Here is a 14,078-nt window from a genome sequence, read left to right on the forward strand (position 1 = left end):
ATCCGGTTTCTATTTTATTTCATGAAAAATTACTCGTCTTCTTTTAAATGATCCATCGTTTCAACATCTTCACTATCTTCAAAGATGTCTTCATCTTCTGTCTCATCCACTGTATCAACTGTTCCAACTAAATGGCCATCTTCCGACTCGATAACTTCCTCGTCCGGCAATTCATCTTCAACAGAATCTTTGTCGACTTTCGCAACAGTTGCTACATGCTGTCCTTCTGTTAAACGAATCAATTTGACACCTTGTGCTCCGCGGCCGTTCTGCGAAATGTCATTGACATCAAGGCGAATGATCACTCCTTGGTTTGTGACAATCATCAGATCTTCAGCGCCAGTCACTGTAGAAATATAGACCAACTTACCATTTTTCTCAGTAATAGTCGCCGTCTTGATTCCTTTACCGCCACGGTTTGAAATGCGGTAGTCGCTTTCTTTCGTCCGCTTACCGTATCCTTTTTCAGTGACTATGAGTACTTCATGCTCATCATTTGAATTGATGACATCCAGTCCGATCACTTCATCGCCTTCACGGAGAGAAATACCTTTCACTCCTGTCGCTGTACGACCGAGCGGCCGTAGTGTACTTTCCTCAAAACGAATCAGAGAAGCATTCTTTGTACCAATAATCAGCTGTTTTGTGCCATCCGTCAGCCGGACTGCAATCAATTCGTCATCTTCTCTGAAACTGATTGCGATTTTACCGTTCTTATTGATACGAGCAAAGTTAGACAAGCTTGAGCGCTTAATCAGACCTTTTTTAGTCGCAAAAATAATAAAGGCATCTTCACGTTCCAGATTTTTCACTGCAATCATCGTACTGATGGTCTCATCTTTTTCAAGAGACAGGGCGTTGACGATTGGAATACCTTTAGACTGGCGTGACAGCTCAGGTATTTCATAACCTTTCAGTTTGTACACGCGCCCTTTATTCGTAAAGAACAGAACATGATCATGTGTTGAAGTCGTTACAATCTGACTCACAAAGTCATCTTCGATTGTATTCATTCCCTGAACACCACGTCCTCCACGATGCTGTGCACGGTATGTCGATACCGGAAGACGCTTAATGTAGTTATTGTGACTTAATGTAATGACAATGTGATCTTCAGGAATTAAATCTTCATCTTCCAGGTGATCAAATCCACCCACTGTAATTTCAGTACGTCTGAAATCGCCAAAACGTTCTTTGATTTCTGTAAGTTCCTCGCGGATAATATCAAGAATTTTCTCTTCGTCAGCAAGAATGGCTTTCAGTTCACCGATATAAGCAAGCAGTTCCTGATATTCCGCTTCAATCTTATCGCGTTCAAGTCCTGTCAGACGACGGAGACGCATATCCATAATTGCCTGTGCCTGACGTTCAGATAAGCTGAATTTAGTCTGTAAGCTTTCCATAGCCTGCTGATCCGTTTCGGATGAACGAATCAATGCAATGATTTCATCGATATGGTCAAGTGCGATACGTAGACCTTCCAACAGATGGGCACGGTCTTCTGCTTTCTTGAGGTTATATGCCGTACGTCGACGAATCACTACTTTCTGATGCTCAAGGTAGTAATAAACCATCTGTTTTAAGTTAAGTACTTTAGGCTTACCATCTACAAGCGACAGCATGTTCATACCAAACGATGTCTGCAGTGGTGTCAATTTGTACAAGTTATTTAAGAGAACATTAGCATTGGCATCCCGGCGCACATCAATAACGATACGCACGCCTTCTTTCAGACTTGTCTCATCTCTTAAATCTGTAATACCATCTACTTTCTTATCACGAGCGAGTTCAGCAATCTTCTCTACAAGTTTCGCTTTGTTGACCTGATAAGGAATCTCTGTGACAATAATCGTTTCTTTACCGTTTGGACGCGTTTCGATAATCGTTTTAGCACGCATCATGACAGAACCGCGGCCTGTTTCATAAGCGCGACGGATGCCACTGCGTCCTAATATCAATCCCGCAGTCGGAAAGTCAGGACCATGAATATGATCCATGAGTTCGGATACAGTAATATCAGGGTTATGACTCAGTGCCAGTACACCATCAATGACTTCGTTCAAGTTGTGCGGCGGAATGTTCGTCGCCATCCCTACAGCGATTCCTGATGCCCCATTGACGAGCAGATTAGGAAAACGCGCAGGTAGAACTGCCGGTTCACGTTCATTGCCATCATAGTTATCAACAAAGTCGATCGTATCTTTATTGATGTCACGCATTAACTCCATTGCAATTTTCGACATACGTGCTTCCGTATAACGCATGGCAGCCGCTCCGTCACCGTCCATTGAACCGAAGTTCCCTTGACCATCCACTAACGGATAACGGTAACTGAAGTCCTGTGCCATACGTACCATCGCTTCGTAAATGGAAGAATCGCCGTGCGGGTGATATTTACCCATGACATCCCCGACGATACGTGCTGACTTCTTGTACGGCTTATCTGAAGTCATCCCTTGGTCGTTCATGCCATATAAAATACGACGGTGAACCGGCTTCATGCCATCTCTGACATCCGGAAGCGCACGTGATACGATAACACTCATTGCATAATCAAGGAACGATTCACGCATTTCCGTACTGATATTTCTATCTTTTAAACGTTCAATATTTTCTGCCATCAAGGCGCCTCCTATACATCTAATGTTGCGTATTCAGCATTCTCCTCGATAAACTGACGACGATGTTCTACGACATCCCCCATCAGCATCTCAAAAGTTTCATCTGCTTCAATCGCATCTGTCAAGGTTACCTGCAGCATGCTTCTGTTTTCAGGATTCATTGTTGTTTCCCATAATTGATCCGCATTCATCTCGCCGAGACCTTTATAACGGGACAGCTGAATCTTTGGTGTCGGGCTGAGTTCTGTTCGCAATCGATCGAGTTCACGATCATTATAGACGTAATAAACTTTCTTGCTTTGTTCTACTTTATATAACGGCGGCTGGGCAATATAAATATAGCCTGCCTCAATCAGCGGACGCATAAACCGGTAGAAGAATGTTAACAGCAGGGCACGGATGTGTGCACCATCGACATCTGCATCGGTCATAATGACAATTTTATGGTAACGTGCTTTTGATATGTCAAATTCACCGCCGATACCAGTTCCCATCGCTGTAATCATTGCCCGGACTTCGTTGTTTCCAAGAATTTTATCAAGGCGCGCTTTCTCGACGTTCAGAATTTTACCGCGCAGTGGAAGGATAGCTTGTGTTTTTGAGTCACGTCCTGACTTCGCTGAACCACCCGCTGAGTCACCCTCTACAATATACAGTTCGCTGTCTTCCGGCGATTTACTTGAACAGTCTGCAAGTTTACCTGGAAGGCTCGCAACGTCAAGCGCTGTTTTACGGCGTGTTACTTCTCTTGCTTTTTTTGCAGCAAGACGTGCACGTGATGCCATAATTCCTTTATCGACAATAATTCTAGCGACTTGTGGATTTTCATACAGGAAGCGTTCAAAGTGTTCTGAGAACAAGTTATCCGTGATTTGACGGACTTCAGTATTCCCGAGCTTCGTCTTTGTCTGTCCTTCAAACTGAGGCTCACCGTGCTTGATAGAAACGACTGCGACCATACCTTCACGTACATCTTCACCGATTAATTTTTCTTCATTCTCTTTGATCAGTTTATTTTTAGTTGCATAGTTATTGATCACTCGTGTCAATGCGCGCTTAAATCCATCCTCATGCGTTCCACCTTCATATGTATGAATGTTATTGGCATATGATAAAAGGTTAGTTGCATAACCTGTGTTGTACTGAATGGAAATCTCCACTTCTACGTCAGTGCGGGATGCATGAATATAAATCGGTTCAGGGAATAGCACTTCCTTCGATTTATTCAGCAGTTCGACGTATGATTTAATACCGCCTTCATAAAAATAATCATCACTGATGATGTTATCTTCGTCACGTTCATCAACGATTTCTATACGAATGCCTTTATTCAGGAAAGCAAGCTCTCTAATACGTTTTTGAAGTATCTCATATTCATATTCAGTCGTTTCCGTGAAAATTTCTTCATCTGCTTTAAAACGGATCGTCGTGCCAGTGTGTTCTGTATCACCAATGACTTTCAAGTCAAAAGCAGGCGTTCCTTGATGATAAGTCTGATGATGAATTTTACCGTCTTTATGGACATAAACTTCCAGTGTAGAAGATAAGGCATTAACAACTGAAGATCCTACGCCGTGAAGACCACCGGACACTTTATATCCGCCGCCGCCGAATTTACCGCCGGCATGAAGGACTGTTAAAATGACTTCTACAGCAGGACGTCCCATTTTTTCATGCATATCAACAGGAATTCCACGTCCATTATCGGTCACTTTAATCCAGTTGTCTTTTTCAATGATGACTTTGATATGATCTGCAAATCCTGCCAGCGCTTCGTCAATACTATTATCAACGATCTCCCATACAAGATGATGCAAACCTTTTGATGCAGTGGAACCGATATACATACCAGGACGTTTACGTACCGCTTCAAGTCCTTCAAGTACTTGTATCTGATCCGCTCCATAAAGTTCTAAATTGTTTTCCAAAGATGGTCACCTACTCTTTATTAGTTTGAATATGCCCGTGATCGACGTAGAACAGTTTCGCCTGATCGATAGTTTCATGTTCTATTCCTTCGACAGAAGTCGTCGTCACAAATGTCTGTACTTTATGTTGAATTGTCGAAAGGAGATGTGTCTGCCTTGTATCGTCCAGTTCGCTGAGCACATCGTCCAGCAGAAGGATAGGATATTCTCCTACCTCTTCGTTAATCAGTTCTATTTCAGCGAGTTTAAGTGACAATGCTGTTGTTCGCTGCTGCCCTTGTGAGCCATATGTCTGAACATCGATGCCATTGATAGAGAATGTTAAATCATCGCGATGAGGTCCATACAGACTTGCCATACGTTCAATCTCCTTATCCATAGATTCAGACAATCTCAGATAAGTCGCCTCTGTCAATGCATCCAGAGTATCTTCCCGCTGCAGGCTGGATTGGTAATGAATATTCAGCACTTCTTCATTTTTAGTAATACCACTGTGAATTTCAACTGCCTTCTCTTCCAGCTGGCTGATGAACTGATGTCGACGCATCGTAAGTTTTGCAGCAAATTCGCTGAACTGCTGATTTAATACTTCAAGCATTGTACGGTCACCTTGCGGATTGAGCCTTAACTGCTTCAAATAATGATTTTTCTGTTTTAATATACGCTGGAAATTAGATAAGTCATTGAGGTAGACAGCTGAAATCTGACCGATTTCTATATCAATAAAACGACGTCTGATCTGCGGGCTGCCTTTAACAAGGTTTAAATCTTCGGGCGCGAAAAGTACGACGTTCATATGACCGATATACTGGGTTAACTTGCCTTGCTCCAGATGATTGGCCTTCGCTTTTTTACCCTTCGATGATATTTGCAGTGAAAGTGGCATGACGCCATATTTATATTCGAGTTCACCTTCAATCAACGCAAAATCTGCATCCCATTTAATGAGTTCTTTATCATGATTAGCGCGATGACTTTTAGCAAGCGCGAGACAATAAATTGCTTCAAGCAAATTAGTCTTACCTTGAGCATTCGCACCGATGAGAACATTCACTTCGTCATGAAATGATAATGTGATATGTTCATAATTTCGGTACTGTGTAAGCTTTAAAAACTTAAGCTTCATCGAACAGAAGGATAAGAAATCTTGAACTTACCTTCCCTTTCAATTTCAAGAATATCGTCCTGATGCAGCTTCTTTCCACGCCGTGCTTCTTCCTCGCCGTTCAACAGCACAGGACTATCCTGTAAATACCATTTCGCCTGGCCACCAGTACCTATAATCCCTTCAGCTTTAAGAAACTGTCCGAGTGTAATTTCATTGTCAAACTGTACTGTCTTTACCATCTCAGGTTCACTCCTATCCGTCTCAGTCATCATTTAATTATACCTTTTTTCGCCTAAAAAAGCATGTTTTTGAGCCAAAAAAGACACTTTATGACTATAAATAGCTTTTCTGTGACGGTATCAATAAAAAAGACCAGGACATTAAAAGTCACTCTTCAAAAATACTTCACATCATGCTTTCCCGGAGGAGCTGCATTTCATTTTCAAAGAAACTTAGACTTTTGTCCTAGCCTTTTTATTAATCTATTAAGTTCACTGGTTTTTTTACAAAAAGCATTAAAATTGTGATCATAAGAAATGCTGTTCCTGCAAGGAACGGAATGGTAATGAATCCTGCCCAGTTGATGTATTCAGTATTACATGGTACACCTCCGACGCAAGCTTTCATAGAAGAAAAACCCGGTATTTTCTGCTCCATGTAATGATAAATTGAAAAACCGAGACCAATGACTGAAAATGTTAATGCTAAATATTTAAACGGATAAAATTCATTCAGCGCAGCAAATCCGAGAATGACAACTAACGGATACATTAATATGCGCTGATACCAGCACATTTCACAAGGTACAAAGTGTTTAATCTCTGAGAAATACAGACTGCCAAGCATTGCAATAATGGCTATTACCCAGGCAATAAAGAACAGTTTATTATTGCGTGCCATTATTTCTTTGCATCCTCTATCGCTTTTTCAATTGACTCAAGCTTAAGCGGATCACTTAATAATTGACCGTTAATAATAACTGTCGGTGTCTGACTAATCATATATTTCTGATTTAATGTCACATCTTCGTCTACTGCTGCTGTTTCTGTTTTATCTTCAGCAGCTTTAACTATTTTGTCAACATCTTTCACACCTGCTTTTTCAGCTGCGTTTTTTACGACATCAGTTGTCAGCCATTCATCTGTAGTCGAGTGATTGTCGTTTGGCTGTGCTTCAAATAATGCATTGTGAAAATCCCAGTATTTCTTTGGTTCATTTTTTAGTACCGCTTCAGCAGCATGTGCTCCTGTCAGAGATTCTTCCCCGTGAAATGGTGTATTAATAAAATACATCTTCAGGTCACCATTTTTAATATATTTATCTACAAGTTTCGGCTGTATTTCCATATCGAAGTATTTACAGGCAGGACATTTATAGTCACCGAACTCGATAAGCGTAACAGGAGCATCTTTATCACCGAGCATCGGCTGACCTGTTACATCAATCTTACTGTAATCTGTACTGGTTTCAACATCTTTATTTGTAGTAGCAGCAGTATCGTCCGTCTTAACATCTTTCTTGTTAAACACGACCATTAAAGCAATGGCTGCGATAACAACAAGGGCGAGAACCATCGCGAAAATCATACTTCCTCTATTTTTCATCATTTTCTCCTTACTAGTAATGACTTTGATATAAAATCAAGATAGTATAAATTTTATACTATCTTGACCCATTTAACCACTATTTAATCATTACTATTCTGTGACAATGCTATTTCATTTGTAACGCCTGTCTGAAGTTTTTAATGAGTCCTTTACCATAGCTGAAAACACTACCTTTATAGACACGTGCTGCAAGCATAAGAAGTAGAATGACAGTGATGATACATATGATGATACCGATGATGATCTGTACGTCATTTGTTTCAGTGGATAATGTACGCAGCAGCATGACCATTGGTGTGAAAAACGGAATATAGCTTGTAATTTTGACAAGCATCGTATCAGGATTCGTCATACTGAAAATTGTAATATAAAATGCGGCTATATTAAGAAAGGTAATCGGCATCATTGCCTGACCAATATCTTCCACTCTGTTAGTCAATGCACCGACAATGGCAGATAAACTGATATTGATCAACAGGCCAAGCAGCATGAAAATCACGGCATAAATAATTACGCGTGTCGTTTCTCCTGTGAACTTAAGTCCCATATCAGTAAGAACACCCTTTAAATCAAATAAATACAGACATGCTAAAATGGTCAGCGCCAGTATAACGATCTGAGTAAGCGCAACAGCGATAATTGCAGCAATCTTTGCCAGAATGTGATTGACAGGTGAGACGCTTGTTACAATCATCTCAATAACGCGGGACGATTTCTCCATCGCAATATCAGTAGCAGCCTGGGAACCGTAATTAATAGTGATAAAGAACACAAGAAAAACACCGATATAGACGACAGCTGTATTCAATGCTTTGGCGTCGTCACTGAGCGATGTATTGTTATGCTCAGACAGCACTTTGTTTTCTACATCAGCCTGTGCATTCAGCTTGCTGACATCTGCTGGTGATAAGTCAAGAGACTGAGCTGCCCGGCTGCTCTGCAAGGCGGACAGCGTGGACTGGATAGATGACAAATCGTTCTCCCCAGCAGCTTTTTTTGTCAGCACATCTGCTTTTAACATGTCTCCCGCTTCAGTCAGATGAATCAGACGTTGATATTTATCATCCTCGACACCTTTTTTTCCGGCCGTATACGATGATTTCTTTAAATTCAGATTTTTATCAGTCTGCTGGTAAGCTTTTAGAAATGTCTCCTGCAACTGTGTATTGTCACTTGATATCACAGTAATTTCATTCTCACTGTGGTCGAAAAAATCAATGATTTTATCAATATTGCTGAGTGCGAGCAGTACACACATCAACAGTATGGTGATGAAAAGAAATGAACGGCTTGATACTTTTTTCCAGTAAGTCAGCCAGAATGTCGGAAGAAATTTATTCATGACGACGTCCCACCTTTGCAATAAAGATATCATTCAGCGACGGTTCCGCTACTTCAAATCTTGAAACATAACCCAATTGTTTCACTGCTTCAAAGACATGCGGTGCTACTGCCTGATCATTGATTGTCAGACGGACATCATTCCGGTTCTGTTTGAAGTCAAGTACTCCTGAAATTTCTTTTAGACTACTGAAATCGTGATCACCGGCAATGATAATCTCTTTTCTGCCGAAATCCTGTTTTACCTGTTTGATATTTCCTGATACTACGGTTTTACCTTTATCGAGTATACAGACACGGTCACACATCTCTTCAACATGTTCCATACGATGTGAACTGAAGACAATAGTGGTGCCATTGTCATTCATTTCCTTGACTGAAGCTTTCAGCAGTTCTACATTGACTGGGTCTAATCCGCTAAAAGGCTCATCCAGAATGAGTAATTTCGGTCGGTGGATAATGGCACCGATCAGCTGGATTTTCTGCTGATTTCCTTTAGATAATGATTCAATCTTCTTATTCATATTTTCCGGCACTTCGAATCTATCAAGCCAGTATTTAAGTTCCCGTAATACTTCTGCGCGTTTCATCCCTTTTAACTGTCCAAGATAATTAATCTGTTCTGAAACTTTTAACTTTGGGTTCAATCCACGTTCCTCCGGTAAATAGCCGATATGGTCAGTCACACTATAGTTAATCGGCTTGCCATTATAGGTAATTGATCCAGAGGTCTTTTCAAGGAGACCTAGAATCATACGGAAAGTCGTAGTCTTGCCCGCGCCATTTCCGCCTAAAAAACCTAGCATTTCATGTTCAGGAACCTGGATATTTAAATTATCAACTGCAGTAAACGTTCCAAACTGTTTCGTCACATTTTGCAAATCCAGCATAAATCAGCCTCCCTTTCTTCTTCATGTTAGCAATAATGGATGAAACTTACAAAACAAAAAAAGACGAATTTCATCTCTGAAATTCGTCATTTACGGTTATTTAATAAGTTCTGATTGGTAGAATCAGCTGGATGACATTTTCATCATCTTTCGGCTTAAGAATAAACGGTCGCATCGTCCCGAAGAACTCAACAGATACTTCATCGTTATCAATTGCTCGTAATGCATCCATCATGTATTTTGAGTTGAATGAAATTTTCAGCCCCTGACCTTCAAATCTTGAAGTTGCCACATCCTCTTTAACAGTACCAATTTCCGGAGATGTAGAAGACAGCTCGACCTGGTTTTGATCAGCTGACAGCTTAATGACGTTGTTGCCTCCTTCACGAGCAAGCAAAGAAGCACGGTCAATCGCATGGAAGAAATCTCCGTTATCGATTGCAAGTGAGGTTTCGTAGCTTTCAGGGAACAGACGTGAAGTGTCTGGATAGTTTCCTTCAAGTAGTCTTGAGATGAAGTTAATATGTCCTACTTTAAAAAGCACTTGGTTTGCTGCAAAGAAAATTTCAATCGTTTCATCGTCGTCATTAATGATTTTATTAAGTTCATTCAAAGCTTTACCTGGAATAATTGCATTAATGTTATCCACAGAAGCATTTTCAAGCTTTAGTCGACGTAGTGCAAGTCTATGTGAATCTGTTGCAGTACAGCTAAGTTCTCCGTCTTTAATCAGCCAGTTAACACCAGTTAACACTGGACGTGTTTCTGAGGTGGACACTGCAAAGTTTGTCTGTCTGATCACATTTTTCAATACTTTGATAGGCAACGTCATCGAGTCCTGTTCAGATACTTGCGGAAGCAGCGGATATTGATCCGGGTCAAGGCCTGAGACATTGAACTCTGACTGTCCTGAGGTGATTTTAGCCTGGAACTGACTGTTCGTTTCGATGATTACTGATGCAGCAGGAAGCTTTTTGATGATATCAACAAAGAAACGACCGGGTAGTACGATAGATCCTTTTTCTTCGATAGTCACAATTTCTTCATGGTTAATTTCTGCTGGAATTGTAATCTCGATAGAAACTTCTGAATCTGAACCTGTTAGTACCAGTTTATTATCAGAAGCATCGATTTTGATACCTGTCAGAATAGGTAGTGTTGTTCTAGGCGAAATCGCTTTTAACGTATCATTTAACTGTGTAATGAAATAATCTCTTTGGATAGTAAATTTCATAGTAGGAAAAACTCCTTATCGTCGTTTTATATATATTATATTATATCTTTTAAATTCGTAGTAATAGTAATAGGGGCTGTGAATAGGTGGATAACTGAGTTAAGCGTATGATACTAAAGATATCCACATGTGTATAAGTTGTTTGTAACTTATGACTCTTCATTCACATTATCCACAACTAACCGGTAATCTCTTTTTCCAGATTTTCTATCTCTTTTTTCAGTGCAGCATCATGTTCAATCTGAGTTTTAATTTTTTCATGTGCATGAATGACTGTTGTATGATCTCGGCCGCCGAATTCCTCGCCGATTTTAGGCAGAGAATAATCAGTCAGCTCACGCGCAAGATACATAGCAATCTGTCTTGGAAAAGCAATAGATTTTGTACGTTTTTTAGCTGTGAAATCTTCCATTCTTACATTATAGAACGAGCCGACAATCGTCTGGATATCCTGGATACTGATTTTTTTAGGTTTGTTTGTAGAAATGATATCCTTCAATGCTTCTGCAACAAGGTCAGGAGTCAATTCACGTTTAACCAATCTGGAATATGCAGTGACACGTGTCAGTGCTCCTTCCAGCTCACGAATATTGGATTGAATCTGACTTGCGATATAGAGCATAGCTTCGTTAGGAATTTCTATGTTCTCTTCTTCCGATTTCTTACGTAGAATAGCAATTCTTGTCTCCAGGTCAGGTGGCGTTACGTCTGTAATGAGACCCCATTCAAAGCGTGAACGCAAACGGTCTTCAAGCGTCGGAATTTCTTTAGGCGCACGGTCACTGGAGATGACAATCTGTTTGTTGTTCTGATGAAGTTCATTGAATGTATGGAAAAATTCTTCCTGCGTTGACTCTTTGCCTGCAAGGAACTGAATATCATCTATCAGCAGTACATCGACATTTCGATATTTTGATCTGAATTCCTCGGTTTTATTGTCTTTAATAGAGTTGATGAATTCATTTGTGAATTTTTCACTCGATGTATAGACGACTTTAGCATTTTCTTTATGTTCCATTACGTAATGACCGATTGCATGCATTAAATGAGTTTTACCAAGTCCGACACCACCATAGATGAATAGGGGATTATAAGCTTTAGCAGGTGCTTCTGCGACAGCTAAAGATGCTGCATGGCTGAAGCGGTTGCCGCTGCCGATAACAAATGTATCAAATGTATTATCGATGTTTAGTTGACTAGGCATAACTTCCTGTTCTTTACGGTTGTTAACGAGTTCAGGTTTAATATCCTCTGCAATGGTGTCTTCTCCAGAAACAATTTTTACTTCAAGTGTTTCTCCGATAGTTTCCTCAATTGTATCTTGAATAATAGTAATATAATTTTTGTTCAGCCAGCTGGCATGAAAAGCAGTCGGTGCTTCAATGATGACCTGACTATTATTCAGCAGACTGATCGATGTATGATTGAACCATGTTTCATAACTCGGCGTAGATAGTTTCTTCTCAAGATTTTCCAGGACCTTTTTCCAGATTGAATCGATTCCACTCATAGTGTGCCTCTTTCTTATAATATTTTTTCAGAAGTTATACACATTTACCCACTTTGTGTATAATCTTAAGCACAAGGTGTGAATAATTATCCACATATTATTAACATCATGTGGATAATTAAATAAAGGTTTATAGTTTTTCACACGAAATATAACAAAATATTATCAAATAAATATGATAATATCAATACATTTATAGAGTTATCCACAAAGTTATCATTACGCACATGCTTTTTTATACAAATATGTGGATTTGTGAGTAACGATAAGAATAATTGTGAGTATCTAAAAATTAATTCCTAATTATCCACAAAACAATTTTAAATAACTGTGGATAAGTGTATAACTCTTTTGTGACATATGACCTTTTTGGTAGTTGCAATGACTTATGTAATTTGTTATACTTCAGTAGTTATTGTCAATCACATACAAAGTGAAATATAGATGAATAGATTAATAGGAGGTGTCCTAAGTGGTAAAACGTACTTATCAACCAAATAAACGTAAACATAGTAAAGTTCACGGTTTCCGTGCACGTATGAGCACTAAAAACGGACGTAGAGTTCTTGCACGTCGTCGTCGTAAAGGCAGAAAAGTATTATCAGCTTAAGATCACTCTCGCAGTGGTCTTTTTTTTGTTTAAAACGAGGGTCTCATCTAGTATAATTGTATAAAATGCGAGCCTGGAAATGAGTGAAGGTAGTGGAAAAGAATTATCGGATCAAAAAGAATGAAGACTTTCAGACAATCTATAAGAGTGGCAGATCTGTAGCCAATCGTCAATTTATTGTCTATCGTTACGATGCTCATAAGCATGAACATTTCAGACTAGGCATATCAGTCTCCAAAAAGTTAGGAAATGCTGTCGTTAGAAATCGTATAAAACGTTCTATCCGTGAGAGTTTTAATAAACATAAGGCAGATATTGTTGCAGCAGATTTTATTGTCATCGCCAGAAAACCGGCTAGTGAGATGTCTGTAGAAGAGATCAACAGCAGTCTTGAACATGTCATGAAAATCGCTAAAGGATACAATAAACGAATTAAGTAGAAGGAGGCTATGTTTGTGCTGCAGAAGACGTTCACAGGCAGAACAGTGGAAGAAGCGGTTCAGCTTGGTTTAAGTGACATGTTTGTTACAGAAAACCAAGTTAAAATAGAGGTCATCAAGCCAGGTAAAAAAGGGCTGCTCGGATTCGGTCAGAGCGATGCAGAAGTGAATCTCATTATTATCGACCCTGAACTGAAGAAATTAAAGTCACTTGATGAATTGAAGCAGGACACTTTGCTAAAAGAACACTCTCAGCCGGCTCAACGAGAAGAAGCGAGCGATTTTGAACAGCGGGAAGAGCAGTTTTCAACAGATGCTCGCGACACATTAGCTGAAAACGCTGAAAAGACAGCGGATTATATCAAAGATATTATTAAAGCGATGAATATTGACGTTACATCTGAATGTCTTATAAACGGTAATAAAATAACGATTGAATTATTTTCAGCGGATGCTGCTCGAATTATCGGAAAACGCGGACAAACATTAAATGCCTTGCAAGTATTCGCACAAACTTACTTCCAGCATATTCAGAAAAGCTTCATCATCGTCACACTCGATATTGAAAATTACAGATTTAAAAGGAAAGAGACACTGCAGAAACTGGCACTGAACATGTCAAAAAAAGCTAAAGTGACGAAACAACCCGTTAAATTTGAACCAATGCCGAGCTATGAACGGAAAATCATGCATCAAATACTTGCTGAAATGAAAGATATAGAGACGTATTCAGAAGGAAGAGAACCTAATAGATATTTAGTCATTAAAGCTAAATAACGATTAATGAAT

General features: G+C 39.7%; 13 protein-coding genes. 3 read left to right on the forward strand and 10 right to left on the reverse strand.

All coding sequences use genetic code 11. The annotated features are described in order from the left end of the window. Window positions 1-29 precede the first annotated feature (29 nt). From gyrA to dnaA, 10 genes are all read right to left on the reverse strand, one after another. Complete coding sequence (gene gyrA / locus ERX29_RS07020; RefSeq protein ID WP_133443995.1) at window positions 30-2,621, reverse strand: DNA gyrase subunit A; 2,592 nt, start codon at window positions 2,619-2,621, stop codon at window positions 30-32. Window positions 2,622-2,632: 11 nt separating this feature from the next. Further along, window positions 2,633-4,549 (reverse strand): DNA topoisomerase (ATP-hydrolyzing) subunit B, encoded by a 1,917-nt coding sequence (gene gyrB, locus ERX29_RS07025; RefSeq protein ID WP_133443996.1) that lies wholly within the window; start codon window positions 4,547-4,549, stop codon window positions 2,633-2,635. A 10-nt stretch (window positions 4,550-4,559) separates the two neighbouring features. Further along, window positions 4,560-5,675 carry a DNA replication/repair protein RecF gene (recF, locus tag ERX29_RS07030; RefSeq protein ID WP_133443997.1) on the reverse strand — a complete coding sequence of 372 codons (1,116 nt, stop codon included), beginning with the start codon at window positions 5,673-5,675 and terminating at the stop codon, window positions 4,560-4,562. Continuing rightward, window positions 5,672-5,896 carry a S4 domain-containing protein YaaA gene (gene yaaA, locus ERX29_RS07035; protein ID WP_133443998.1) on the reverse strand — a complete coding sequence of 75 codons (225 nt, stop codon included), beginning with the start codon at window positions 5,894-5,896 and terminating at the stop codon, window positions 5,672-5,674. Before yaaA ends, recF begins: the two co-directional genes overlap by 4 nt. Window positions 5,897-6,134: 238 nt before the next feature. Beyond that, window positions 6,135-6,557 (reverse strand): disulfide oxidoreductase, encoded by a 423-nt coding sequence (locus tag ERX29_RS07040; protein ID WP_133443999.1) that lies wholly within the window; start codon window positions 6,555-6,557, stop codon window positions 6,135-6,137. Continuing rightward, a complete protein-coding gene (locus tag ERX29_RS07045) occupies window positions 6,557-7,261 on the reverse strand; it encodes a DsbA family protein (RefSeq protein WP_165981094.1) in 705 nt (234 codons plus the stop codon). The genes ERX29_RS07040 and ERX29_RS07045 overlap by 1 nt, the downstream gene beginning before the upstream one ends. Window positions 7,262-7,370: 109 nt before the next feature. Beyond that, on the reverse strand, window positions 7,371-8,606 hold the full coding sequence (locus ERX29_RS07050) for an ABC transporter permease (RefSeq protein WP_133444001.1): 1,236 nt from the start codon (window positions 8,604-8,606) through the stop codon (window positions 7,371-7,373). Next, window positions 8,599-9,495, reverse strand: coding sequence for an ABC transporter ATP-binding protein (locus tag ERX29_RS07055; RefSeq protein ID WP_133444002.1), 897 nt, complete (start codon window positions 9,493-9,495; stop codon window positions 8,599-8,601). Before ERX29_RS07055 ends, ERX29_RS07050 begins: the two co-directional genes overlap by 8 nt. A gap of 100 nt (window positions 9,496-9,595) precedes the next feature. Then, entirely contained in the window at window positions 9,596-10,729 is a 1,134-nt protein-coding gene (gene dnaN / locus ERX29_RS07060) for a DNA polymerase III subunit beta (protein WP_133444003.1), read from the reverse strand. A gap of 178 nt (window positions 10,730-10,907) precedes the next feature. After that, entirely contained in the window at window positions 10,908-12,239 is a 1,332-nt protein-coding gene (dnaA, locus tag ERX29_RS07065) for a chromosomal replication initiator protein DnaA (RefSeq protein ID WP_133444004.1), read from the reverse strand. 472 nt (window positions 12,240-12,711) lie between these two features. Between dnaA and rpmH the strand changes: the two genes are divergently transcribed. From rpmH to jag, 3 genes are all read left to right on the forward strand, one after another. Then, entirely contained in the window at window positions 12,712-12,849 is a 138-nt protein-coding gene (gene rpmH, locus ERX29_RS07070; protein ID WP_133417655.1) for a 50S ribosomal protein L34, read from the forward strand. 92 nt (window positions 12,850-12,941) lie between these two features. After that, window positions 12,942-13,289, forward strand: coding sequence for a ribonuclease P protein component (gene rnpA / locus ERX29_RS07075; RefSeq protein WP_133444005.1), 348 nt, complete (start codon window positions 12,942-12,944; stop codon window positions 13,287-13,289). 9 nt (window positions 13,290-13,298) lie between these two features. Further along, the gene (jag, locus tag ERX29_RS07080) at window positions 13,299-14,066 is read left to right on the forward strand and encodes an RNA-binding cell elongation regulator Jag/EloR (RefSeq protein ID WP_243720005.1); all 768 of its coding nucleotides are present in this window, start codon (window positions 13,299-13,301) and stop codon (window positions 14,064-14,066) included. Window positions 14,067-14,078: the final 12 nt, after the last annotated feature.

Source organism: Macrococcus lamae, assembly GCF_004359545.1.
Taxonomy (GTDB): Bacteria; Bacillota; Bacilli; order Staphylococcales; family Staphylococcaceae; genus Macrococcus; species Macrococcus lamae.

What these genes read in the sequence shown, in the direction of transcription:
- jag (WP_243720005.1), top strand. Translation starts at nt 13,299, where the DNA reads ATGTTTGTGCTGCAGAAGACGTTCACAGGCAGAACAGTGGAAGAAGCG.
- gyrA (WP_133443995.1), bottom strand. Translation starts at nt 2,621, where the DNA reads ATGGCAGAAAATATTGAACGTTTAAAAGATAGAAATATCAGTACGGAA.
- yaaA (WP_133443998.1), bottom strand. Translation starts at nt 5,896, where the DNA reads ATGGTAAAGACAGTACAGTTTGACAATGAAATTACACTCGGACAGTTT.
- recF (WP_133443997.1), bottom strand. Translation starts at nt 5,675, where the DNA reads ATGAAGCTTAAGTTTTTAAAGCTTACACAGTACCGAAATTATGAACAT.
- ERX29_RS07040 (WP_133443999.1), bottom strand. Translation starts at nt 6,557, where the DNA reads ATGGCACGCAATAATAAACTGTTCTTTATTGCCTGGGTAATAGCCATT.
- ERX29_RS07045 (WP_165981094.1), bottom strand. Translation starts at nt 7,261, where the DNA reads ATGAAAAATAGAGGAAGTATGATTTTCGCGATGGTTCTCGCCCTTGTT.
- ERX29_RS07050 (WP_133444001.1), bottom strand. Translation starts at nt 8,606, where the DNA reads ATGAATAAATTTCTTCCGACATTCTGGCTGACTTACTGGAAAAAAGTA.
- ERX29_RS07055 (WP_133444002.1), bottom strand. Translation starts at nt 9,495, where the DNA reads ATGCTGGATTTGCAAAATGTGACGAAACAGTTTGGAACGTTTACTGCA.
- dnaN (WP_133444003.1), bottom strand. Translation starts at nt 10,729, where the DNA reads ATGAAATTTACTATCCAAAGAGATTATTTCATTACACAGTTAAATGAT.
- dnaA (WP_133444004.1), bottom strand. Translation starts at nt 12,239, where the DNA reads ATGAGTGGAATCGATTCAATCTGGAAAAAGGTCCTGGAAAATCTTGAG.